General features: G+C 42.2%; 18 protein-coding genes, 1 tRNA gene and 1 pseudogene. All 20 read right to left on the bottom strand.

Annotated features, from left to right (window positions below; genetic code table 11):
* Positions 1-65: 65 nt before the first annotated feature.
* Entirely contained in the window at positions 66-1,190 is a 1,125-nt protein-coding gene (locus BM243_RS13545) for a radical SAM protein (RefSeq protein ID WP_074912921.1), read from the bottom strand.
* A gap of 362 nt (positions 1,191-1,552) precedes the next feature.
* Positions 1,553-2,602 (bottom strand): galactose/methyl galactoside ABC transporter permease MglC, encoded by a 1,050-nt coding sequence (gene mglC / locus BM243_RS13540; protein ID WP_074912920.1) that lies wholly within the window; start codon positions 2,600-2,602, stop codon positions 1,553-1,555.
* 15 nt (positions 2,603-2,617) lie between these two features.
* Entirely contained in the window at positions 2,618-4,117 is a 1,500-nt protein-coding gene (locus BM243_RS13535; RefSeq protein WP_074912917.1) for an ATP-binding cassette domain-containing protein, read from the bottom strand.
* A 106-nt stretch (positions 4,118-4,223) separates the two neighbouring features.
* Complete coding sequence (locus BM243_RS13530; RefSeq protein WP_074912915.1) at positions 4,224-5,240, bottom strand: galactose ABC transporter substrate-binding protein; 1,017 nt, start codon at positions 5,238-5,240, stop codon at positions 4,224-4,226.
* A gap of 549 nt (positions 5,241-5,789) precedes the next feature.
* Entirely contained in the window at positions 5,790-6,338 is a 549-nt protein-coding gene (locus tag BM243_RS13525) for a DUF4358 domain-containing protein (protein WP_083422819.1), read from the bottom strand.
* A gap of 27 nt (positions 6,339-6,365) precedes the next feature.
* Entirely contained in the window at positions 6,366-6,941 is a 576-nt protein-coding gene (locus BM243_RS13520) for a hypothetical protein (RefSeq protein WP_074912912.1), read from the bottom strand.
* Positions 6,931-7,479, bottom strand: a complete 549-nt coding sequence (locus BM243_RS13515) for an RNA polymerase sigma factor (RefSeq protein WP_074912909.1) — start codon at positions 7,477-7,479, stop codon at positions 6,931-6,933. The genes BM243_RS13520 and BM243_RS13515 overlap by 11 nt, the downstream gene beginning before the upstream one ends.
* Positions 7,480-7,811: 332 nt before the next feature.
* Entirely contained in the window at positions 7,812-8,195 is a 384-nt protein-coding gene (locus BM243_RS13510; protein ID WP_074912907.1) for a hypothetical protein, read from the bottom strand.
* A gap of 561 nt (positions 8,196-8,756) precedes the next feature.
* Entirely contained in the window at positions 8,757-9,050 is a 294-nt protein-coding gene (locus tag BM243_RS13505) for a hypothetical protein (RefSeq protein WP_074912905.1), read from the bottom strand.
* Positions 9,051-9,394: 344 nt separating this feature from the next.
* Positions 9,395-9,676: a hypothetical protein gene (locus BM243_RS13500; protein ID WP_074912903.1), complete on the bottom strand. Its 282-nt coding sequence runs from the start codon at positions 9,674-9,676 to the stop codon at positions 9,395-9,397.
* Positions 9,677-9,714: 38 nt separating this feature from the next.
* A complete protein-coding gene (locus BM243_RS13495) occupies positions 9,715-9,939 on the bottom strand; it encodes a hypothetical protein (RefSeq protein ID WP_074912901.1) in 225 nt (74 codons plus the stop codon).
* Between the two features lie 141 nt (positions 9,940-10,080).
* Positions 10,081-10,371, bottom strand: a complete 291-nt coding sequence (locus tag BM243_RS13490; RefSeq protein ID WP_207646207.1) for a DUF4282 domain-containing protein — start codon at positions 10,369-10,371, stop codon at positions 10,081-10,083.
* A 172-nt stretch (positions 10,372-10,543) separates the two neighbouring features.
* Positions 10,544-11,842: a hypothetical protein gene (locus BM243_RS13485; protein WP_074912899.1), complete on the bottom strand. Its 1,299-nt coding sequence runs from the start codon at positions 11,840-11,842 to the stop codon at positions 10,544-10,546.
* Positions 11,843-12,055: 213 nt separating this feature from the next.
* Positions 12,056-12,172, bottom strand: a complete 117-nt coding sequence (locus tag BM243_RS15600) for a type IV toxin-antitoxin system AbiEi family antitoxin domain-containing protein (protein ID WP_431602461.1) — start codon at positions 12,170-12,172, stop codon at positions 12,056-12,058.
* 606 nt (positions 12,173-12,778) lie between these two features.
* A pseudogene (locus BM243_RS15595) lies at positions 12,779-12,985 on the bottom strand (nucleotidyl transferase AbiEii/AbiGii toxin family protein); the annotation flags it as partial.
* 122 nt (positions 12,986-13,107) lie between these two features.
* Positions 13,108-13,704, bottom strand: a complete 597-nt coding sequence (locus tag BM243_RS13465) for a type IV toxin-antitoxin system AbiEi family antitoxin domain-containing protein (RefSeq protein WP_177213533.1) — start codon at positions 13,702-13,704, stop codon at positions 13,108-13,110.
* A gap of 296 nt (positions 13,705-14,000) precedes the next feature.
* Positions 14,001-14,091 (bottom strand) — tRNA-Ser (locus tag BM243_RS13460).
* A gap of 73 nt (positions 14,092-14,164) precedes the next feature.
* A complete protein-coding gene (locus tag BM243_RS13455; RefSeq protein ID WP_074912952.1) occupies positions 14,165-14,680 on the bottom strand; it encodes a cysteine hydrolase family protein in 516 nt (171 codons plus the stop codon).
* 93 nt (positions 14,681-14,773) lie between these two features.
* Positions 14,774-15,691 carry an aldo/keto reductase gene (locus tag BM243_RS13450; RefSeq protein ID WP_074912895.1) on the bottom strand — a complete coding sequence of 306 codons (918 nt, stop codon included), beginning with the start codon at positions 15,689-15,691 and terminating at the stop codon, positions 14,774-14,776.
* 146 nt (positions 15,692-15,837) lie between these two features.
* On the bottom strand, positions 15,838-17,032 hold a 1,195-nt coding region (locus BM243_RS13445), incomplete at its 5' end, for an ISLre2 family transposase (RefSeq protein ID WP_074912893.1).

The raw sequence follows: 17,032 nt of genomic DNA, 5'->3' as shown, positions 1-17,032 counted from the left end.
GTTTATTTTTCTTTTCAATTTCTTGTGAGGCTTATGACAGAGCCGCGCCTTGCCCCTCTTCCGAATTAGAAGAACAGTTCTCCAGCCTTATACCCCATTGGCAGCTCTTCTTCTGTCAGGAACTGGAAACTGTCATCGCGAAGGATGGGTAAAAAGGCTTCAAAAGGAATTCTGGTGAACTCGCTGGAATAATTGCTGGCCCCAAACCACTTTCCTTCCTTGCTGCTGAGATTCAGATTCCTTGCAAACTTCGTCTGATTGGAGCAGTCATGGACCGCAATATCCCACTTCTCCTCATCCGCCATTTTCATGAACTTCAGCGTGAGCTCCCTGCTCCAGATGGGAGAAATATAGCCATGCCTTGCAATATACATATTCTCGCCTTCATAGTTCCCAATGTTGTTCTCATTGAGATGAAGCTCTGCGCAGTTGATAAAATCAAGACCTGTATCGAGAATCATCTCTTTTTTCTTCATAAATGCATCAAAGAACTCCGGTGTCATGGGCGTCTCGATTCCAACAGTCCTGATATACTTCTTGGCGATCTTGATGTTTCTGATGACCTGGTCTGCGCAGTTCGCTGCACCAAGATTAAACCGGATTTCATCAAGGCCCGCTTCTCCCAAAGCCTTCAAGGTTTCTTCCGTGGCCAGAAGTCCGTTGGTGTAGAGGTGCTGATACACCTTTGCCTCTTTGAATCTACTGATGATGGAGTAGTACTTCTCAATCTCCATGAAAGGCTCCAGATACACATACGATACGCCTGTAGGCTTTCTGTACACCGATAAAAGAAGATCAATGTCTTTTTCGTAGAACTTGGTTCCTCCGATCTCCCACATACCTTCCCCCACTGGTGGAATCTGATTCAGTTCTCCATAGTTGTAGCAGAACTTGCACTCGATATTGCACTTGTTGGTTTTACGGATGGCATTGAGCCCCGTGCCCAGAAGGCAGGATTTACAGCCCCTTGGAAACTTCTCGTCATTTCCCACATAAAGTGTTCTTTTTTCAAGAGTCTTCAGTCCCTCGATGTCTTCCATAAGTTTCTCATTGCGATGGTCTATGGCCTCTTCAATCTGTGCAAAGGTGGCGTAGACGATCTCCTGCTGCTTGACCATAAGCTCTTCCTCTTCTGGCAGCATGGCAAAAAACTCAAACCACTGCAGTGCATCTTTTTTTGATATTTTCATAGTTCCTCCTATTTCTCATAGAGATCAGATTCATCTTCTCTCCATGGTCCCCTAACATTTCATCTCTTTATCATACCCTGTTTCATGAAAAAAATCTTCATTTTTCTTCAAGGGGATCCCCGTCACCTTTCAAGAGGCATTTCTTTCTCGTAGGTTCTTCAAGACGGAAAGAAAAAAGTCATGCAATTCATCCCTACGGATCGTTCTGCATGACTGTAAATCACTTCTATGTAGCAGCTGGATTGTCTTCCAGTGCTTTTTTACGGGAACTCATTTCCGATATCTGAGTTCTTTCCACATAATTTCTCCAAGGATCACCTGAAGCATTCTCTTGTATTTTGCAGGATCCCGTTACAAGGATTCTATTTTTTCGCCACATATTTTCTTACGTCAATGGCAACCGCCGTGATGATGATGATTCCCTTGATGATGGTCTGAAGGTAAACATTGATCCCTATGTAGTTCAGTCCATAATTGAGGAACTGGAGGATGATAGACCCGATAATCACCCCAGGAATGGTTCCAACACCGCCAGAAAACGATACTCCACCTACAACACACGCTGCAATGGCATCCAGTTCATAGTTTGCTCCTGTGTTAGAGGTTACAGATCCGATTCTCGCCGCTTCAAGAAAACCAGACAGTCCATAGAGGATTCCTGAGATGATGAAAATAATCATCATGTTCTTCACGATGTTGACCCCAGAAACAGCTGCCGCTTCTGGATTTCCGCCAATGGCGAACATATTCTTTCCGAGCGTTGTTTTATTCCAGACAACATACATAATCACCGCGATGGCAGCGGCGTAAAAGATAAGATAAGGAAGCCTTACCCCGCCGATGACAAAGGCACCATTCACCAGCTCCAGATATCTTGGATCCAAAGTGGAGATGGGCTGAGCCCCTAGAGGCGGACGGTCAATATAGGTCTGAAGCAAGCCAAAGGCGATGAGCTGGGTCCCCAGGGTTGCGATAAAGGCATGTAGCTTCAGCTTTGATACCCCAAATCCATTCAGCGCCCCAAAAGCGGCGCCCACAGTGATGGCTACAAGAAGCGGCACCACCACAGGAAGCACGCCTAGATTGGGATACATTCTGGATGCATAGTCCAGACGCTGCAGAAGAGACGCAGAGATGGCCGCTGTGATTCCGAGGATTCTGCCTGCAGAAAGGTCTGTCCCTCTCAGCACAATGAGTCCTGCCACACCAAAGGCCAGAATCGCTCTCGTGGAGGCCTGAGTCAGTATATTGGTAAAGTTCGTTACGGATACAAAACTGGGCTCATATAGGATGACCGCAATAATCAGTATGCCCAGGATAATATACAGTGCATAATTCAGCAGAAAATCATTGATTTTTGGATTTGCAAGTTTTGCGCGAAGCCCCTGAGGCTTTTTACTTTCGTTATTCATATTCCTCACCTCTAATTATAGATACTTGGCTGATAAAGCCATGATTTTTTCCTGATCCAGATTTTTCACTTCATCCACGCCTGCCACCTGACCGTTGCTCATGACAAGAATCCGGTCACAGATGCCTAGAAGCTCTGGCATTTCTGAAGATACCACGATGACACCTTTTCCTCTTTTGGCTAGATCAATCATCAGCTGATAGATTTCATACTTTGCCCCCACATCAATCCCTCTGGTGGGTTCATCAAGAAGCAGAACTTCAGGATCCGTCAGGAGCCATCGTCCAATGATCACTTTTTGCTGGTTTCCTCCAGAAAGTGCAGTGATGACAGTCTTTTGCGAAGGAGTTTTTACCCGCATCCGGTCGATGACCCACTTGGTGTCTTCTTTCATTTTCCCGCTCTTGATGAGGCCTCTTTTCTTATAGTTCTCAAGATTGGCAATAACGCTGTTCTCCATAATATCCAGATTCGGAAAAATTCCTGTGGCTCTTCTTTCCTCTGTGAGGAGGGCAAACCCATGACGGATGGCTTCATGGGCTGTTTGATTTCTGATTTCTTTTCCACGAAGCTTCATGGTTCCTTTTTCCAAGGTAGCCACACCAAAGATATGTTCTAGAATCTCTGTTCTTCGGGACCCCACAAGGCCCGCAATCCCGAGAATCTCGCCTTCTCTTAACTGGAATGACACATCCTTGATATTAGGCTGGTACTTTCCGGTGAGACCTTCCACTTCAAGGAGGATATCACCTGGAACATTGCCTTTTTCAGGGAAGCGATGGGTCAGATCTCTACCTACCATCAGTTTGATGATCTTGTCTGTGGTGAGGTTTTCAGCCTTCTCTGTAGCCACCCACTGCCCATCTCGCATCACCGTCACTTCATCGGAGATTTTCAGAATCTCCTCCATCTTATGGGATATGTATACAATCCCCATGCCTTTTGCTCGTAGAAGGTTGATGATTCTAAACAGAACATCCACTTCCTGCTGCGTCAAGGAAGAGGTCGGTTCATCCAGAACCAGAATTTTAGCATCATAGGATACTGCTTTTGCGATCTCCACCATCTGTCTTGCAGATACAGAAAGATTCTCCATCTTTTCACGGGGATCCACTTGGATATGGAGATCATCAAAGATTTTCTTCGTATACGCATACATCTCCTTCTGATCCACAAATCCTCTTTTCTTGGGATATCTGCCCAGCAGCATATTGTCCATGATATCCCGCTTCATCACCTGGTTGAGTTCCTGATGGACCATGGACACGCCATTTTCCATGGCGACCTTGGGGTTGGGGAACTTCATCTTCTCTCCATTGATTCGGATCTCTCCCTCATCTTCAATGTAGATGCCAAAGAGACATTTCATGAGCGTGGATTTTCCTGCACCATTTTCTCCCATAAGTGCGTGAACCGTACCAGGCCGCACTTTGAACGTAACGTTATCCAGGGCTTTCACCCCAGGAAAAGACTTGCTCATATTGATCATTTCTAACAGGTATTTTTCTTCTACCATAATCATTCACCACACTTATCGAAATAAAAGGGAGCCTGAAGAGATAACAGATGGTATCTTTTCACAACTCCCCAGTCTATACAAATTTTAATCTTCCTACGAAGGATTATTTGCCGCTATAAGGCTGATATGGAATTCTTACAGAGATTTCTGATGCGTCATAGGAGTAGGATGTTCCTTCAATGAAATCCTTGCCCATGGCTGCATTTTTACCAAGTTCCATCAGAGCTTTCGCCATTCCCTGTGCATCCTGCATGACAGTACCTGCCATGGAACCTTCAGAGATCAGTACCTTTGCTTCTTCTGTTGCATCTACACCAAATACTGGGATGTACTTGCTGTCATCGCCGCTGTTGAATCCAATGGCCTTCAGAGAAGAGATTGCACCAGATGCCATACCGTCATTGTTGGCAATGACAAGGTCGATGTTGTTCTGGTCTCTTTGAAGCCATCCATCCATAGCACTCTTTGCTTTTTCATTGTCCCACTCAGCAATTTGCATGGCCAGTTCTTCTGTTTCGATTCCCTTTTCATTCATGGTCTTCACAGAGTACTCAGATCGTGCAATTGCTTCAGGATTGTCTGTTCCACCATGCAGCAGTACATAGTTGATTTTTCCGTCACCATTTCTGTCATACTTTGCATCTGCAAAGAGTTCAGCCATCATCTCGCCTTGAATGATTCCCGCTTCTTCTGGCTGTGTTCCTACAAATCTAGCTTTGTCATACTGCTTCAGCACATTTGCATCTGGCTCTCTATTGAAGAAGACTACTGGAATATCGGCAGCCTTTGCTTTATCTATCACATTCTGCGCTGCTCCGATGTCAACTATATTCACCAACAGGGCACTTACACCTTGGCTGATGAGATTATCCAACTGGTCATTCTGTGTTCCTTGATTGTTCTGGCCATCCTGCATCACCAGTTCAACTTCTGCATCACTTGTGTCAAGAGCCTGCAGAGCCTGTCTCACACTGGAGATATAAGTGTCGTCAAACTTGTAGATGAGTACGCCAATCTTCTTTCCACCATCGGACTGAGCATCTTTTGAACCACATCCCACAGCAACCGCTGCAACCATAACAAGAGTCAGAAGTAGAGCAAACGTTTTCTTTAGCTTCATGAGTAATCCTCCTATATATTGTTAATACCCCTTCATATTAGCAACAGAAAATTGATAAGTCAACAGTATTAAACCTTTAACTGTAATGATAATACTAAGTAAAATACACATATTTAATCATAATTATAATTTATCAGCATTATTATTTACATACTATTAAATCGATTTAAATTTTCATGTGTTTTAGTTAATTATTAGTAAATTTATAAATATATTTACTTATGTTTTAGTAAATGATCATTGTTATTTACTGCTTCACGTAACCCATGTACTCTATACGGTAAAATACATGGTTCATCGCCTCGTATCATTTGAGTCTGATCATATATATGGCGATATATTTTTTCATGAATTGATCAAAACGACCTCCATCGGGACCAAAAGAAAAATGGTACACCGCTTTAAAAGTGCACCATTTTCATAAATAGGGCTAAGCCTACTCTTCTCTGTTCTGCAGCATACTGCTGCTATGTATTTCAAGTGATGGAGAATTTCGCCATGGACCTGCGTTTGGTCTAAAACGCTAAATCCCAAACACTCATCAATCTCTTACTTAAAAAGGTTGTTTATGGCTTCCACAGCCTTTTCTACCTCGGTCTCTGCAAAGGTCTTCGCCTCTTCCTCAGTGGCGTCCATGTTTTCATTTATTGCACCTACCAAAAGAAATGCCACAACGTCTCCGTGTCTGACGACTTTTGTAGCTGCGATTTTAGGAAGGTTCATAGGGTACTGCATGGTGTCTGCGATCTTGTTTTCCTTTGCTTTATTCAGCGCTTCTTCCACTGCATCAGCTTTTCCTTCTGCCGCCTTAACAAGAACCACGCGGTCAGCATGGGTTCCAATCATTGGCTGCTCTGCAATGACTTCTGCATAAAGATCTTTTGTAAGACCAAACTCAGCTTCCAGCATTTCTGCAGGGATTTCCATATTAGGCAGATAGTTTTCTCCATATGCATCCTTTACCGCAGTATGGATTTCTTCCAGTGTCACATTCTTTGTATTTTCAGGAGTCTCTTTATCTGTGCTTCCATTGGAGCATCCTGCAAATACTCCTAATGCTACTACAGCTGTCATGATGATGGTTGTGATTTTCTTCAATTTCTTATCCTTCTTTCTTTTTTATTTTTACTTCGTTTCTTCGAGTGTCTCTATTGAAAGACTTTCCCGATAGGCATTGAGATAGGTTCTGATTTCTTCTTCCCAATAAAATACATCCAGCACCTGGATCTTCTCGTCCTTCAACTGAAGGAAAAGCACTGCTCTTTTTCCTTCTTCGACGCCCAGTTCGTTCTTCAAAAGAAAACTTTCTAGAGAAGCACTCTCCTGTGATGTTCTGAATCCTTCCACAGGCTGCAATTCAATCTGAGACTCATTCTTTACAGCTTCTACTTCCAGAATGTCCGTGGCTTCTGTAAATAACGGATGTTTCTCAGTGACCTCTATGGTTCTAGAGATGACGCGCGGTACATCCACAGGATCTACAGGAAGATTTTCCTTGTTTTGAACCCCTTGTGCGATAAACACCAGGGCCAGCACCGCAAAAGAACCAGCCAGCTGCAGTGCGGGTTTTGAAAAGTAGGATTTTCTTCTTTTTTCCTGGGACTTCAGAAGGATATTTTCTTCCTGGGAGATGGTCTTCGCTGGATCCAGGTGTTCAGCCTTCTGATAGATTCCGTCTAAAAATTCTCGGTCAGACTTCATAGGAAAAACCTCCTTTCAGCATGATCTTCTTTAAACGTTTCTTTGCCCGGTGCGACTGAACTTTCACAGCGGCAACGGACTTTTCCATGATTTTGGCAGTTTCCGCCAGAGAAAGCCCTGTGAGATCAATGAGTGAAATGACTTTCTGGTCCTCTGGACTGAGGTCATGCAGATACCTATTTAGATCTGCCGCATTTTTTCTCCGGTGAACGGCGTCTTCTAAAGAGGTTTGGTCTATACTCATGGACTCTTCCAAGGATACTTTTTCCTGGCGGGTTTCTTTTCTTATATAGTCAATGGCGCGTCTTTTTCCCAGCATGTAGAGATAGGTTTTGAATTCATAATCATCACTGTACCGATCCGGATTCAGGTAAATATAGGCGAAAACCTCCTGAACCAGATCTTCTGCGGTCTCATAGCTTTTGACATATGGCATCAGAAAATACACCATCCCATGTCGATGGCGTAGTACCAGTTCCTCGAAGGAACCCCGATCTCCCTCTAAGAAAGACGCATAGAGAGATTTGTCAGAAATCATTGAAGTGCACCTCGTTTGATTTTCTTTTGTGTGACACTACTTATTCGCAGCATATGGATTAAAGTTACACCTTTTTCCAAATTATTTTGTTTCTTTTTAATAACAACCAGCATCTCAACACTCATCATACGTCATCCTGCTTACGTAAATGCCGCCGATTCGCCTCAGAAGGAAACTTTTCATATTTAGATTATGAAGAAAAAAAAAGAGCCCTTGCCGTTCTTCAGCAAAAACTCCGGTCTTAGAACAAGGCTCTGTTTGTGAACTGTGATGAAAATAAAGATAAAAATAAGGATTCATAAGAATCCCTATTTCAAAATAAGATCCAGCGATTAGTTGCTTTTGTCTCTTCCACCAAAATAATATACATCAAAATTTTCGTCTACATAATACTGTCCAATGAGTTTCCCATCGGTGTGCTTCATCACCAGCTCTCGTGAGAGATAAAGATACTCATCCGAAGTAAATGCATATGATTCATCAAGCTTACCATGACGATTGTACCATGATGCTACGCCCGTTGGGCTCGAAGGAAGCTCTCCAGTTTTTACAGCAAGCAGATGATTCGCAAGATACTCCTGATCTTCATTCGGTAGTTCTTCCTCAAGTATGTTGATATGTTCTACGATTCTTTCAAGCGTCTCTTGTTCTTTCTCACATCCAGCGAATATCTGAAGGGTGAGAATTGTTAGGATTACCGCTACATACTTCTTCATTTTACCTCCTGATATATCATGTTTCATGATTGGTATTTAGAGTTATTTCGTTTTATCTAAATGCTGGGCTTCTTCCTTGAAAATCTTTGATTATGATATTGCCGTTGGATGAGTGTGCATGTATGAAAAGCTACTTTTCTTTTCAATGCTTTCTTTTCACTCTTAAAAAAACTCCAGCCATTTAAACCAGTATGGAAATTTGGCTACTTACTTTGTTGATACACCCTTGAATTTCTGAATCCAACTTCTTGAATTGCGATGCAAGGCATTGATGTTCTGGATATTATCTATGCGTTCTTTTTCTTTGACTTAATTAGAGACCTCCAGCTGATGATCACAGCAAGGAATGCAGGAATTTGATAGACTGCTGATTGCATATCATGTCGTCCTAACCAAAGAATAATGAGAAGAAGAAATATGTTTACGTATCCACTTAAATAATGCATTTTTTCGTCCCCTTTTTTAGTATCCGTTTCAATATATAATAATTTTTATATAAATATATTATTCAAAATTTCATGAGCGTATCTCATTTTCAACATAGCTTTCATACGGAACTTATTAAAAAGACTCAAATCGCATCAGATTGATATCAAAGTATCCCCAAATTAAAGCATAAAGGATTGGCAGTAAAAGCAGCATAAAGCTGCAGAAATACACAAAACTGTTCTTCTTCTTTTCCTTTCCTAGATATTTCATCTGATATTTCATGAATACTACCATGTTCAGGTAAAAAAAGATAAACCCCAAAAGAGTCGCCTTGTTTGTGATGCTTCCCGAGAAAAGTATCCATAGAAGCAAGGAGTAAAGTATCGTATCAAAAATCTGTTCAGAAATCTCATTCCATCTTGTCATTCCATTCTCCTTTACACTTCCGCCCATAAGACGCTAGATTTCAGTCTGTCCTTCAAATACTTTCCATATCATGCGACATTACAGTACTGTTCAGTTCAGTATATCAGAGTAATTAGATACTATCTACATAATTAAACTTAGTACTCTCTGGTCTAATCAGTATAATGATAGTTTTCACCTTGGATAACCTGGTCTTCTGAAGATAAGGATCCATGACAGTAAGAATGACGGGAAAATCTGGTAAACATCTATTTTAAAAGTACAGAATACCGACAGAATCTGTACATCAAAGAAATAGTATCCTACCTCTCTATATCAATTACCCTGTCTGGCTTCCCAGTACTCTATAGTTGAACTAGAGTCAACTGAAAATACCCAAATAGAAAGTAATACCCAAAACTTAAAGCGAACAGCAGAAGTGCGCAAAGAATCTTCCCCCCGCGATTCACCTTGGCTTTACGTAGTTTCCCTGAATAATCCACAAAAAGATAGGTGGTCAAGAAGAAAAACAGTGGCTGCAGCAGTGACAGATCATTGGTTAAGCTCCCTGATACAAATATCCACAGCATCAGCGAATACATGATGATTTCTAGAATTCGGGCCAAGATGTCTTCTTCTTTGTTCATTTAAGTCTTCCTTTCTTTGTCTTATATGAAGGATAATGCTATTCTGCATGGATGCTCTTCTCATTACTGACTTCTTTGCATAGGTCTTTCATGATGGTCAGGCTCATCATGAGAAGAGCCGCTCCGAAAAGAGCAATCATCATGGTGACTCCGCTCTGATACATTTTTTCTACCAATGAAGTGTAAACAGCCATTCCTCCTATGATGAACCAGATGAGGCTATAAAAAATCTGTTTCATTTGAAGTGTTTTCTTTTCTCTCATGTTATGCTTCCTTTCGTTATCTACTGATCTTTTCAAAAACCTACCGATCCTATAGCCCTTCACTTTTCTTGAAACATCGGAAGGGATCCGTACAAGGTGATGGGTCATGTGAACTCAAAAGTTCCATCATCCTTTTCAGATTCATCTATTAGCAATCTTATTGAGATTTTCATGAATCTTAAAGATAACAATCATCCCTTCACACCAGATCCGGTTCACAAAGGGAGATGCTACGATGATGAGAAGTCCACCTAAGGTTTCAAACCCACTTCCACCACCACTCAGGCCCATGAGAAAGACTGTCACTCCAAAGAGCATTCCTATCCCTGTAACAATAACATAGATGATCTTAATAATGGTGGGTGTGATCATGGTGTCAAAATTCAGCATTCTGCTCAAAAAGCTTTGATTCCTTCTTCTTTCATCGTACATATAAATCCCTTCTTTCTATATTCTTTGATGTCTTCTTATCTTATGTAAGATAAAAACACACCTCTCATTATCTATAACGATGAGAGGTGTGTTTTTGTTACACTTAATTATTCATTTTTAACATTTTCTGGAGAGTTTCTATATTTCTTAAGTTAGCTGTTAATTTTTTCAGCTACTTTACGATAATTGTGCACCGGAATCCCAATGGATTTCCTGCCATTCCAGGTGTATTGCTAAAGGTAAAGATTCCAACCCCGGGATTATCAAGAGTAGTTCCACCACGATGAAGAAATACCGCATTGCCAAACATGAAGCTGGATTCATCCCCATACCATGACAGGTATCCAACTCCACTGGAGGTTTCAAACATGGCATCGCCTTTTCCAGATTTGTTCAAGTTATAGTTTGCCTCATTGGTGTCCTCTGCAGCATTATGTGCATAGACCGTTTTGAATGCATTGCTGCTCTTGGGGTCACCCTCTTCTACCATGAATTTACCATTCAGGAGCAAGTTGTCATTGCCGTTATGGATATAGGCTGCGACTCTTTCCCATAACCCACCAGCCATATCATATACACCATATACATTCCCTGTGGTACTTTGATCTTTATTGTTTTCCAACGCATCTTGTGGCGTGGACGCCAAACCATCTGTTCCATTCCCACCTGCTGTCACGGAAGTTGTGGTTCCATCTTGAAGTGTCGCTTTGGTGAGATTTGCTGATACTTCCACACCATCTCTACCATACGGGCTTGCTGCAAGATATGCCACTGCCCCCCATTCACTGTTCTTGATTAAGTGTGGAAATGAGTTTTCGTATGGCAGACTCTTTGAAAGAGTAAACGCTTCTCCAATGGTAATGTTGTTATAGGAGTATGAATTTGGAAGAAATACCAAACCATTTTCATTCTTTGCTGCTTCAAACTTGGAGACCCAGAATCCTGTTATCTCCTCATTCCATCCACCTTGCTCCACTTTATTTGAAAAAGCGGGGTGAACGATATAATCATTTGACATTTCTTCCGAGTTCTTATCTAGAGTCGTTTTATTCTGCAGAAAAATGATATCCACTTTTTCCTGACTGATCTTATAGGCAAACCTTGGAATCCATACCCAGTAAGAACCGTCTGCAGTTCTAGCGTTTGCCCATTTCGCTGCTTCTTCTCCTGTCTTTTTCGAATAATCATACCAAGTGGTGTCTTTATCAGGGTCTTGCACGTCCACCCAGTCATTGTTCTCCCATTTGATGGCGGTCATGCCTTCCAGCAGTGCTGGTTTATTTACCTCCATGAATCCTGAAGATCCTGGAGAATTAGAACCAGTGGGGGTATCAGCAGGAGGATTATTGCTGGCTGAAGGTCCTTCAGGCTCTGCCTTCTTTGAACAAAAGGTCAAAAACAATAGGATGCCGAGTATAAGAATAAGGATCAAGCCAAGTATAAATTTTGCTTTATGGTCTTTCTTTTCCATTGATTCTTCCCCCTCTTATTTTTTTATAAACGGAAACCGCCATTTTCCACGTTGCACATTTGTACCAGAGGTGAGGCGGTCCTTATCATAGCTTAATTTTACACTTTTGTAGTTTTAAATACAATAGTCTCTATCTTTTGTGATGAGTATCATTCCTATTCTTTAAATCTGATGGACAAATTTGATTTTTAAGCCTTTATCTGTGTGGATGTTTCATAACAGTAAAACATAAATCCCCGTAGTCACTCGTTCCAAATCGCCTGAATGAACAAGCAGTCGCAATCTTTCGTTTGAGCCCCCGACTTCGTTTGCTTGGGCGGTAGTAGCGATTCCGCCATTTTGGTTCAGGACTGGTTGAAGTTAATTGGGCATAGCCATGCTACCACCTCCAGTTTGATTTTCATGCTAATATCATGTACCAAACTTGCACAGAAATCAATAATGTAATTTGATTTCTGTGCACATCTCATCAGTGAAACAAGCATTATCATCAAATTTTCTAGAATTCGTTTTATTGAAAGGAGTTCAAAAAATGAAAAGACCTCTCGCCTATATCAGCTCTTCCTGGTGCGTCGATCCGATCGAAAACGCAGAAATTGCGCTAAATACAGCCGTAAGGTATTCGACGCAGGCTACAATCCCATCTGTCCAATTCTGATGTTTTCAACCTTCATAGATGACGGAATCCCCCAGGAGCATAAGGACAGACAAGATATCGAGCTTGATTACCCCAGACGCTCCAATATTCTCGTGGTCTGCGTCTCTCGGATCGACGAAGCCGTGAAAAACGACATTGCTATCGCTGAGCGCTATCGCATCCCGGAAACCACTTTAAGCGGCATCCTGACCGTTAAAAGCCAGGGTCAGAAGACCTCTAAATAGCATCATTCCTGATTATGCACAAAACATAGCTTAAAAGGAATGTATCGTGCAATTTCACAAACTGATAAAGAGAAGAAATCTATGGACGTATTGATTGTTGAACCCAAAAGAGCGCCGTATATTGATCGCTTTGGTCAGGGCTTCAACATTGATAGGATAATTCTTTATCATTGCGTCCATATCCATTGTCGATCGGTTATCGATGCCGACAAGTGCCGCAATGAGCATTCCGCCTTTCAGGATGAATTTATCCTGATACTTTGATTGAGAAAGCCTTTACAGGAACCGTTCAAACATATAGTTTTGAAGCACGACTTGGGCGGACATATCTTTCTTCCCGGCCAAGTTTCTGATTTTCGCTTTTAAGCTCATGGCTTTCCCACTCATATCAGCACTCCCAGATAGCTTTTCAGTACCGCTTCAGCTTTCAGTTTCCTGGCATATTCCAAGAGAATTGATTGATTCGCAGATTTCAACTTCACAAATCGTTTCAACGCATCATTTAGAATCTGGACATCAATCCGACTTCTGCTTCTGATCAAATCACAGACAGTTCTCTCGACATCGTAAGCTCTGATCGGATTGCCATGTGAACTCTTCATCGTTTCAACGCCAAGTTCGTGCAGCTCTTTTTTGATGTAGTAGATTTTGAATCGATCTGCGACTGATCCCACCACTTTGTAACCACTAGGAACAGAAGCTGAATACTCAAAAGGCGTCCTGTCAGAAAGACCATGTAAATAGAGCGCAGTCTCATGAGAATAAATCAATTTGGAATATTTCGTTTGCATGGCATACATTTCATCTTCAATGGCATCGATTGAAACATAAACACCACGATCCACTCTTTCCAGTTTCCCTTCGGCTACCATCATTTGAAGATAGGTTCTAGGAATTTCATATAGATCCAGGTCAGCACTTAATACTGTGCCATGTTGCTTCTGAATGAGCTTTTCAAGTTTTTCCAGGTAACTCATCATCATCACCTCTTTTTACTATTCCATTTCAAATCTTGTTATAACTACCATGCTAGTAAGCTAGTAAGGGACCCTTCCAAATACTCTGGGCAAACCTGAGGTGGAAGGGTCTCTTTCTATTTCTCCTTAAGTATTCTTAAGGACAGCATATCCGGCTATTACGGACAAACAGCTCCGTCATATTATGTCATTTCACGAGAACAAAAAAAGTTTGGGTACATCACCATCAAAAGCAACTAAAAAATCTCTGAGACTAGTATCAAGTAAAATACAAGCCTCAGAGATTCTTTTTAAACTACTGGCGGAGAGAGAGGGATTCGAACCCTCGGTACGCGGTTAGCGTACAAAAGTTTTCGAGACTTTCACCTTCGACCTCTCGGACATCTCTCCACAACACACATAATATACCATTATATCCGCCCCTGTGACAAGAGAAAACCGCTAAAAACTTAATGCTTCCCCCTTAAAGAACCTCCATAGAAAGCCCCTTCATCACATCCAGCGCTTTTCGTCCAAGTTCATCCTCCTTGGCTCTAGTCATATCCGTGCGAATGATGATTTTTGCATCAGGAAACAGGTTTCGAAGGACCACGGCATTGGACAGAACACATACGGCAGTATCCACTCCCACAAGTTCAATATGATCCATGCTCAGGTGATCCTTTCCTGCATTCGTCAGAGCTTCCATCAGCTTTTCCGGATGCACCGCATAATAACCTTTTTTCACTGCCACATGACCTTTAAGAGCTTCCTTCAGAGGTCCATAAAGTTCGTGACCCCAATTCTTCTCTTCCTGGCTCCTTAGATCTTCTTCCATCTCATGATGATCATTCAGCGTGTAGACAACGGTCTCCCCGTCTGCCTCCGCCTTCTTTATTCTCGCAAGAATTCCTGGAACTATCTCTTCTCCACCAGGAACTGCCATGAGTCCTCGTTTATTATCCACAAAGTCATTTTGCATATCCACAACAAAAAGCAACCTTTTCCCCTCTTTATAGAAAATGAGCTGGGAAAAAGGGGGATCCCCTTTTCTCCAGCTCATACATAACCTTACTGTATTTCTTTATACATACTATCTGAAGATGGCATTGATCTCATCAAATTCCTTCTTCGATAGCGTCACTTCTTTCGTTTTCTGATTCTCAATGATCTGATTAGCATTCTTTGCCCCTGGAATGATGGCATCAATGAAGTCCGTCTCCAGGTACCAGGCCAGCACCAGCTGGTAGACCTGACAGTCCTTCTCCTTGGCCAGATGCTTCAGCACTTCAATCTTCCTCAGATTCTCTAGATACTTGGTGGAGAAATTAGGATTCTTCAGCCTTCTTTCCGGAATCACCGTATCCTTTGTATATTTTCCTGTAAGAAGCCCAGCAGCCAGTGGGAAATAGGGGATAAATCCGATGCTATGCTTTCTGAGATAAGGAATGAACTTCTCCTCTTTCTCTCTTGTAAGAAGATTATACTCATCCTGAACCACATCGATGTATCCATCTCGGTTGGCTTCATCCAGCTGCTCCAGAGTAAAGTTCGATACTCCGATCTCCCGGATCACTCCTTTTTCCCTGAGCCTTTGCAGAGCCCCTACAGCCTCATACTTGGGTGTACTCTCATCAGGGAAGTGGATATAGTAAAGATCAATATAATCGGTCTGAAGGCGCTTTAAGCTCTTATACACCTCTTCCTCCAGAAACTTTGGACTGTTGTCCACCACAATCTCGCTGCCCTCTATCCGGTGGGCTCCTTTGGTGGCCAGAAGGACTTTATGCCGTGCATTGGACTTTTTGAGCACTTCTCCAATGACTTCTTCTGAATGGCCAAAACCATAGTAGTAGGCAGTATCAAAAAAATTCACCCCAAGCTCCAGCGCTTTCACAATCATGTGCTGAGAATCTTCCTCACTGATGGGATTATAGGATGGATTCCCCACAGCATTGGTTCCTAGACCGATGGGATTCAGCTGAAAATCGTCATAAATACTCTTATTCAAATCTTGACCCTCACTTTCTAAAACATAGTTTCACTGTCTATATTATACCCTAAGGCTCAAAGCAATGTCGAAGGAAGAAGTTTAAAGGGTAGTGTCAATTTACTGTAGGAAAAAAATAATAGGAGATCCCCCAGCATTTTCAGTTGTTATAGACCTCGTATACTCTTTAAGATCACAGAAGTGCCTGATTTCTTACCTTGAAGGTAGAAGGAAACATTGGGTAGCACTCCACCCGATACCTGATTTGCTTTTCTAAGTACACGACGATCCAGCTTGAGAATACGAGCTTTCGTACTTTTTCTCAAGCCCTCTTTTTTCAATTGTTCAAAGAAACTTCCGCCATTTTGGTTGAAAATCCGCATGCTGCTCATATGGATCAATCCATCCTTAGACCAGCCCATAGGTCTGGAACTCAGTCTATCGGAAAGCACATGGCTTACATGTCCCTCGGCGCTACAGCCTACGTAGCCATGCGCCTTTTGTCGCTGTATCCCATCCCAGTTATTCCAAATATAAGTCCTTGCCATACGTATGGATTCCTTCTTAGCTTCTGATGGAGTCTCTTGCAGCATAACACGAAATAGATCCGCCACAGCTCTTTTCATCCCCTTACGGATGTACTTCGTAAGAGGGACTCTGACATAATCCATATGAGCCGTAGCGGTTCTAATGTATTTTGCCAGATGGAATCTGTCCAGTACATATTTGGATTTAGGAATCCAATTGATTCCTTCTTTGATCCAAGATGCTCCATCTCCTGATAGATAGACTGTTCTAACTTTTTCCATATCATAGGTTTCTTCCAGATAATTGGCTACATCCAACCATAGAGACTCATTATCCGACAGAGCGGTAAAATAGCGTTTATGGATCAGCTGATGGCGATTTTTGGATAAGGGCTTACGCCCTTCATGGACATACACAATCTTGGCGATGGTGGATTTTCCATGCTGCAATGCAACATGATCCTCATCTGCTTCAATATAGAGCACAGAGGGCGTGCTATCCTTTCTGTCGGACATTTCCGCAGCCTCATTGGGGATAGGCTCTCTGCCTTTTATGACGTTCATCACACTCATCTTGGAAGTTATTCCACTGTAGGACAAAGCATCGATCGTTTTCTGATATGACATAGACGTTGCATGTTCCATAATCCTAGCTTTCAAGCCTAAATCCATTCTCTCATGTGGAGTGAGTCCTACCTGGTCGTCAGACAGGTAAGCGTACGCTCCTGTCTGCTTATGGACATAATACGTCCTCCTGAAAGTGATTTCGCCTAAAACCGTATTGAGTGTCTTCTCGTCGCCATTTCTTTCCACATACCAGTCTTTCTTTCTGCTT

The sequence above is a fragment of the Proteiniclasticum ruminis genome, assembly GCF_900115135.1.
GTDB classification, from domain to species: domain Bacteria; phylum Bacillota; class Clostridia; order Clostridiales; family Clostridiaceae; genus Proteiniclasticum; species Proteiniclasticum ruminis_A.
Note: the sequence above shows the minus strand (reverse complement) of the source record. Positions and strands in the feature narration are given on the sequence as shown.

Coding starts and splice junctions, on each gene's coding strand:
- BM243_RS13495 (WP_074912901.1), bottom strand. CDS start 9,939: ATGAGAGAAAAGAAAACACTTCAAATGAAACAGATTTTTTATAGCCTC.
- BM243_RS13515 (WP_074912909.1), bottom strand. CDS start 7,479: ATGATTTCTGACAAATCTCTCTATGCGTCTTTCTTAGAGGGAGATCGG.
- BM243_RS13535 (WP_074912917.1), bottom strand. CDS start 4,117: ATGGTAGAAGAAAAATACCTGTTAGAAATGATCAATATGAGCAAGTCT.
- BM243_RS13485 (WP_074912899.1), bottom strand. CDS start 11,842: ATGGAAAAGAAAGACCATAAAGCAAAATTTATACTTGGCTTGATCCTT.
- BM243_RS13465 (WP_177213533.1), bottom strand. CDS start 13,704: ATGATGAGTTACCTGGAAAAACTTGAAAAGCTCATTCAGAAGCAACAT.
- BM243_RS13510 (WP_074912907.1), bottom strand. CDS start 8,195: ATGAAGAAGTATGTAGCGGTAATCCTAACAATTCTCACCCTTCAGATA.
- BM243_RS13490 (WP_207646207.1), bottom strand. CDS start 10,371: ATGTACGATGAAAGAAGAAGGAATCAAAGCTTTTTGAGCAGAATGCTG.
- BM243_RS13500 (WP_074912903.1), bottom strand. CDS start 9,676: ATGAACAAAGAAGAAGACATCTTGGCCCGAATTCTAGAAATCATCATG.
- BM243_RS13545 (WP_074912921.1), bottom strand. CDS start 1,190: ATGAAAATATCAAAAAAAGATGCACTGCAGTGGTTTGAGTTTTTTGCC.
- BM243_RS13505 (WP_074912905.1), bottom strand. CDS start 9,050: ATGACAAGATGGAATGAGATTTCTGAACAGATTTTTGATACGATACTT.
- mglC (WP_074912920.1), bottom strand. CDS start 2,602: ATGAATAACGAAAGTAAAAAGCCTCAGGGGCTTCGCGCAAAACTTGCA.
- BM243_RS13530 (WP_074912915.1), bottom strand. CDS start 5,240: ATGAAGCTAAAGAAAACGTTTGCTCTACTTCTGACTCTTGTTATGGTT.
- BM243_RS13520 (WP_074912912.1), bottom strand. CDS start 6,941: ATGAAGTCTGACCGAGAATTTTTAGACGGAATCTATCAGAAGGCTGAA.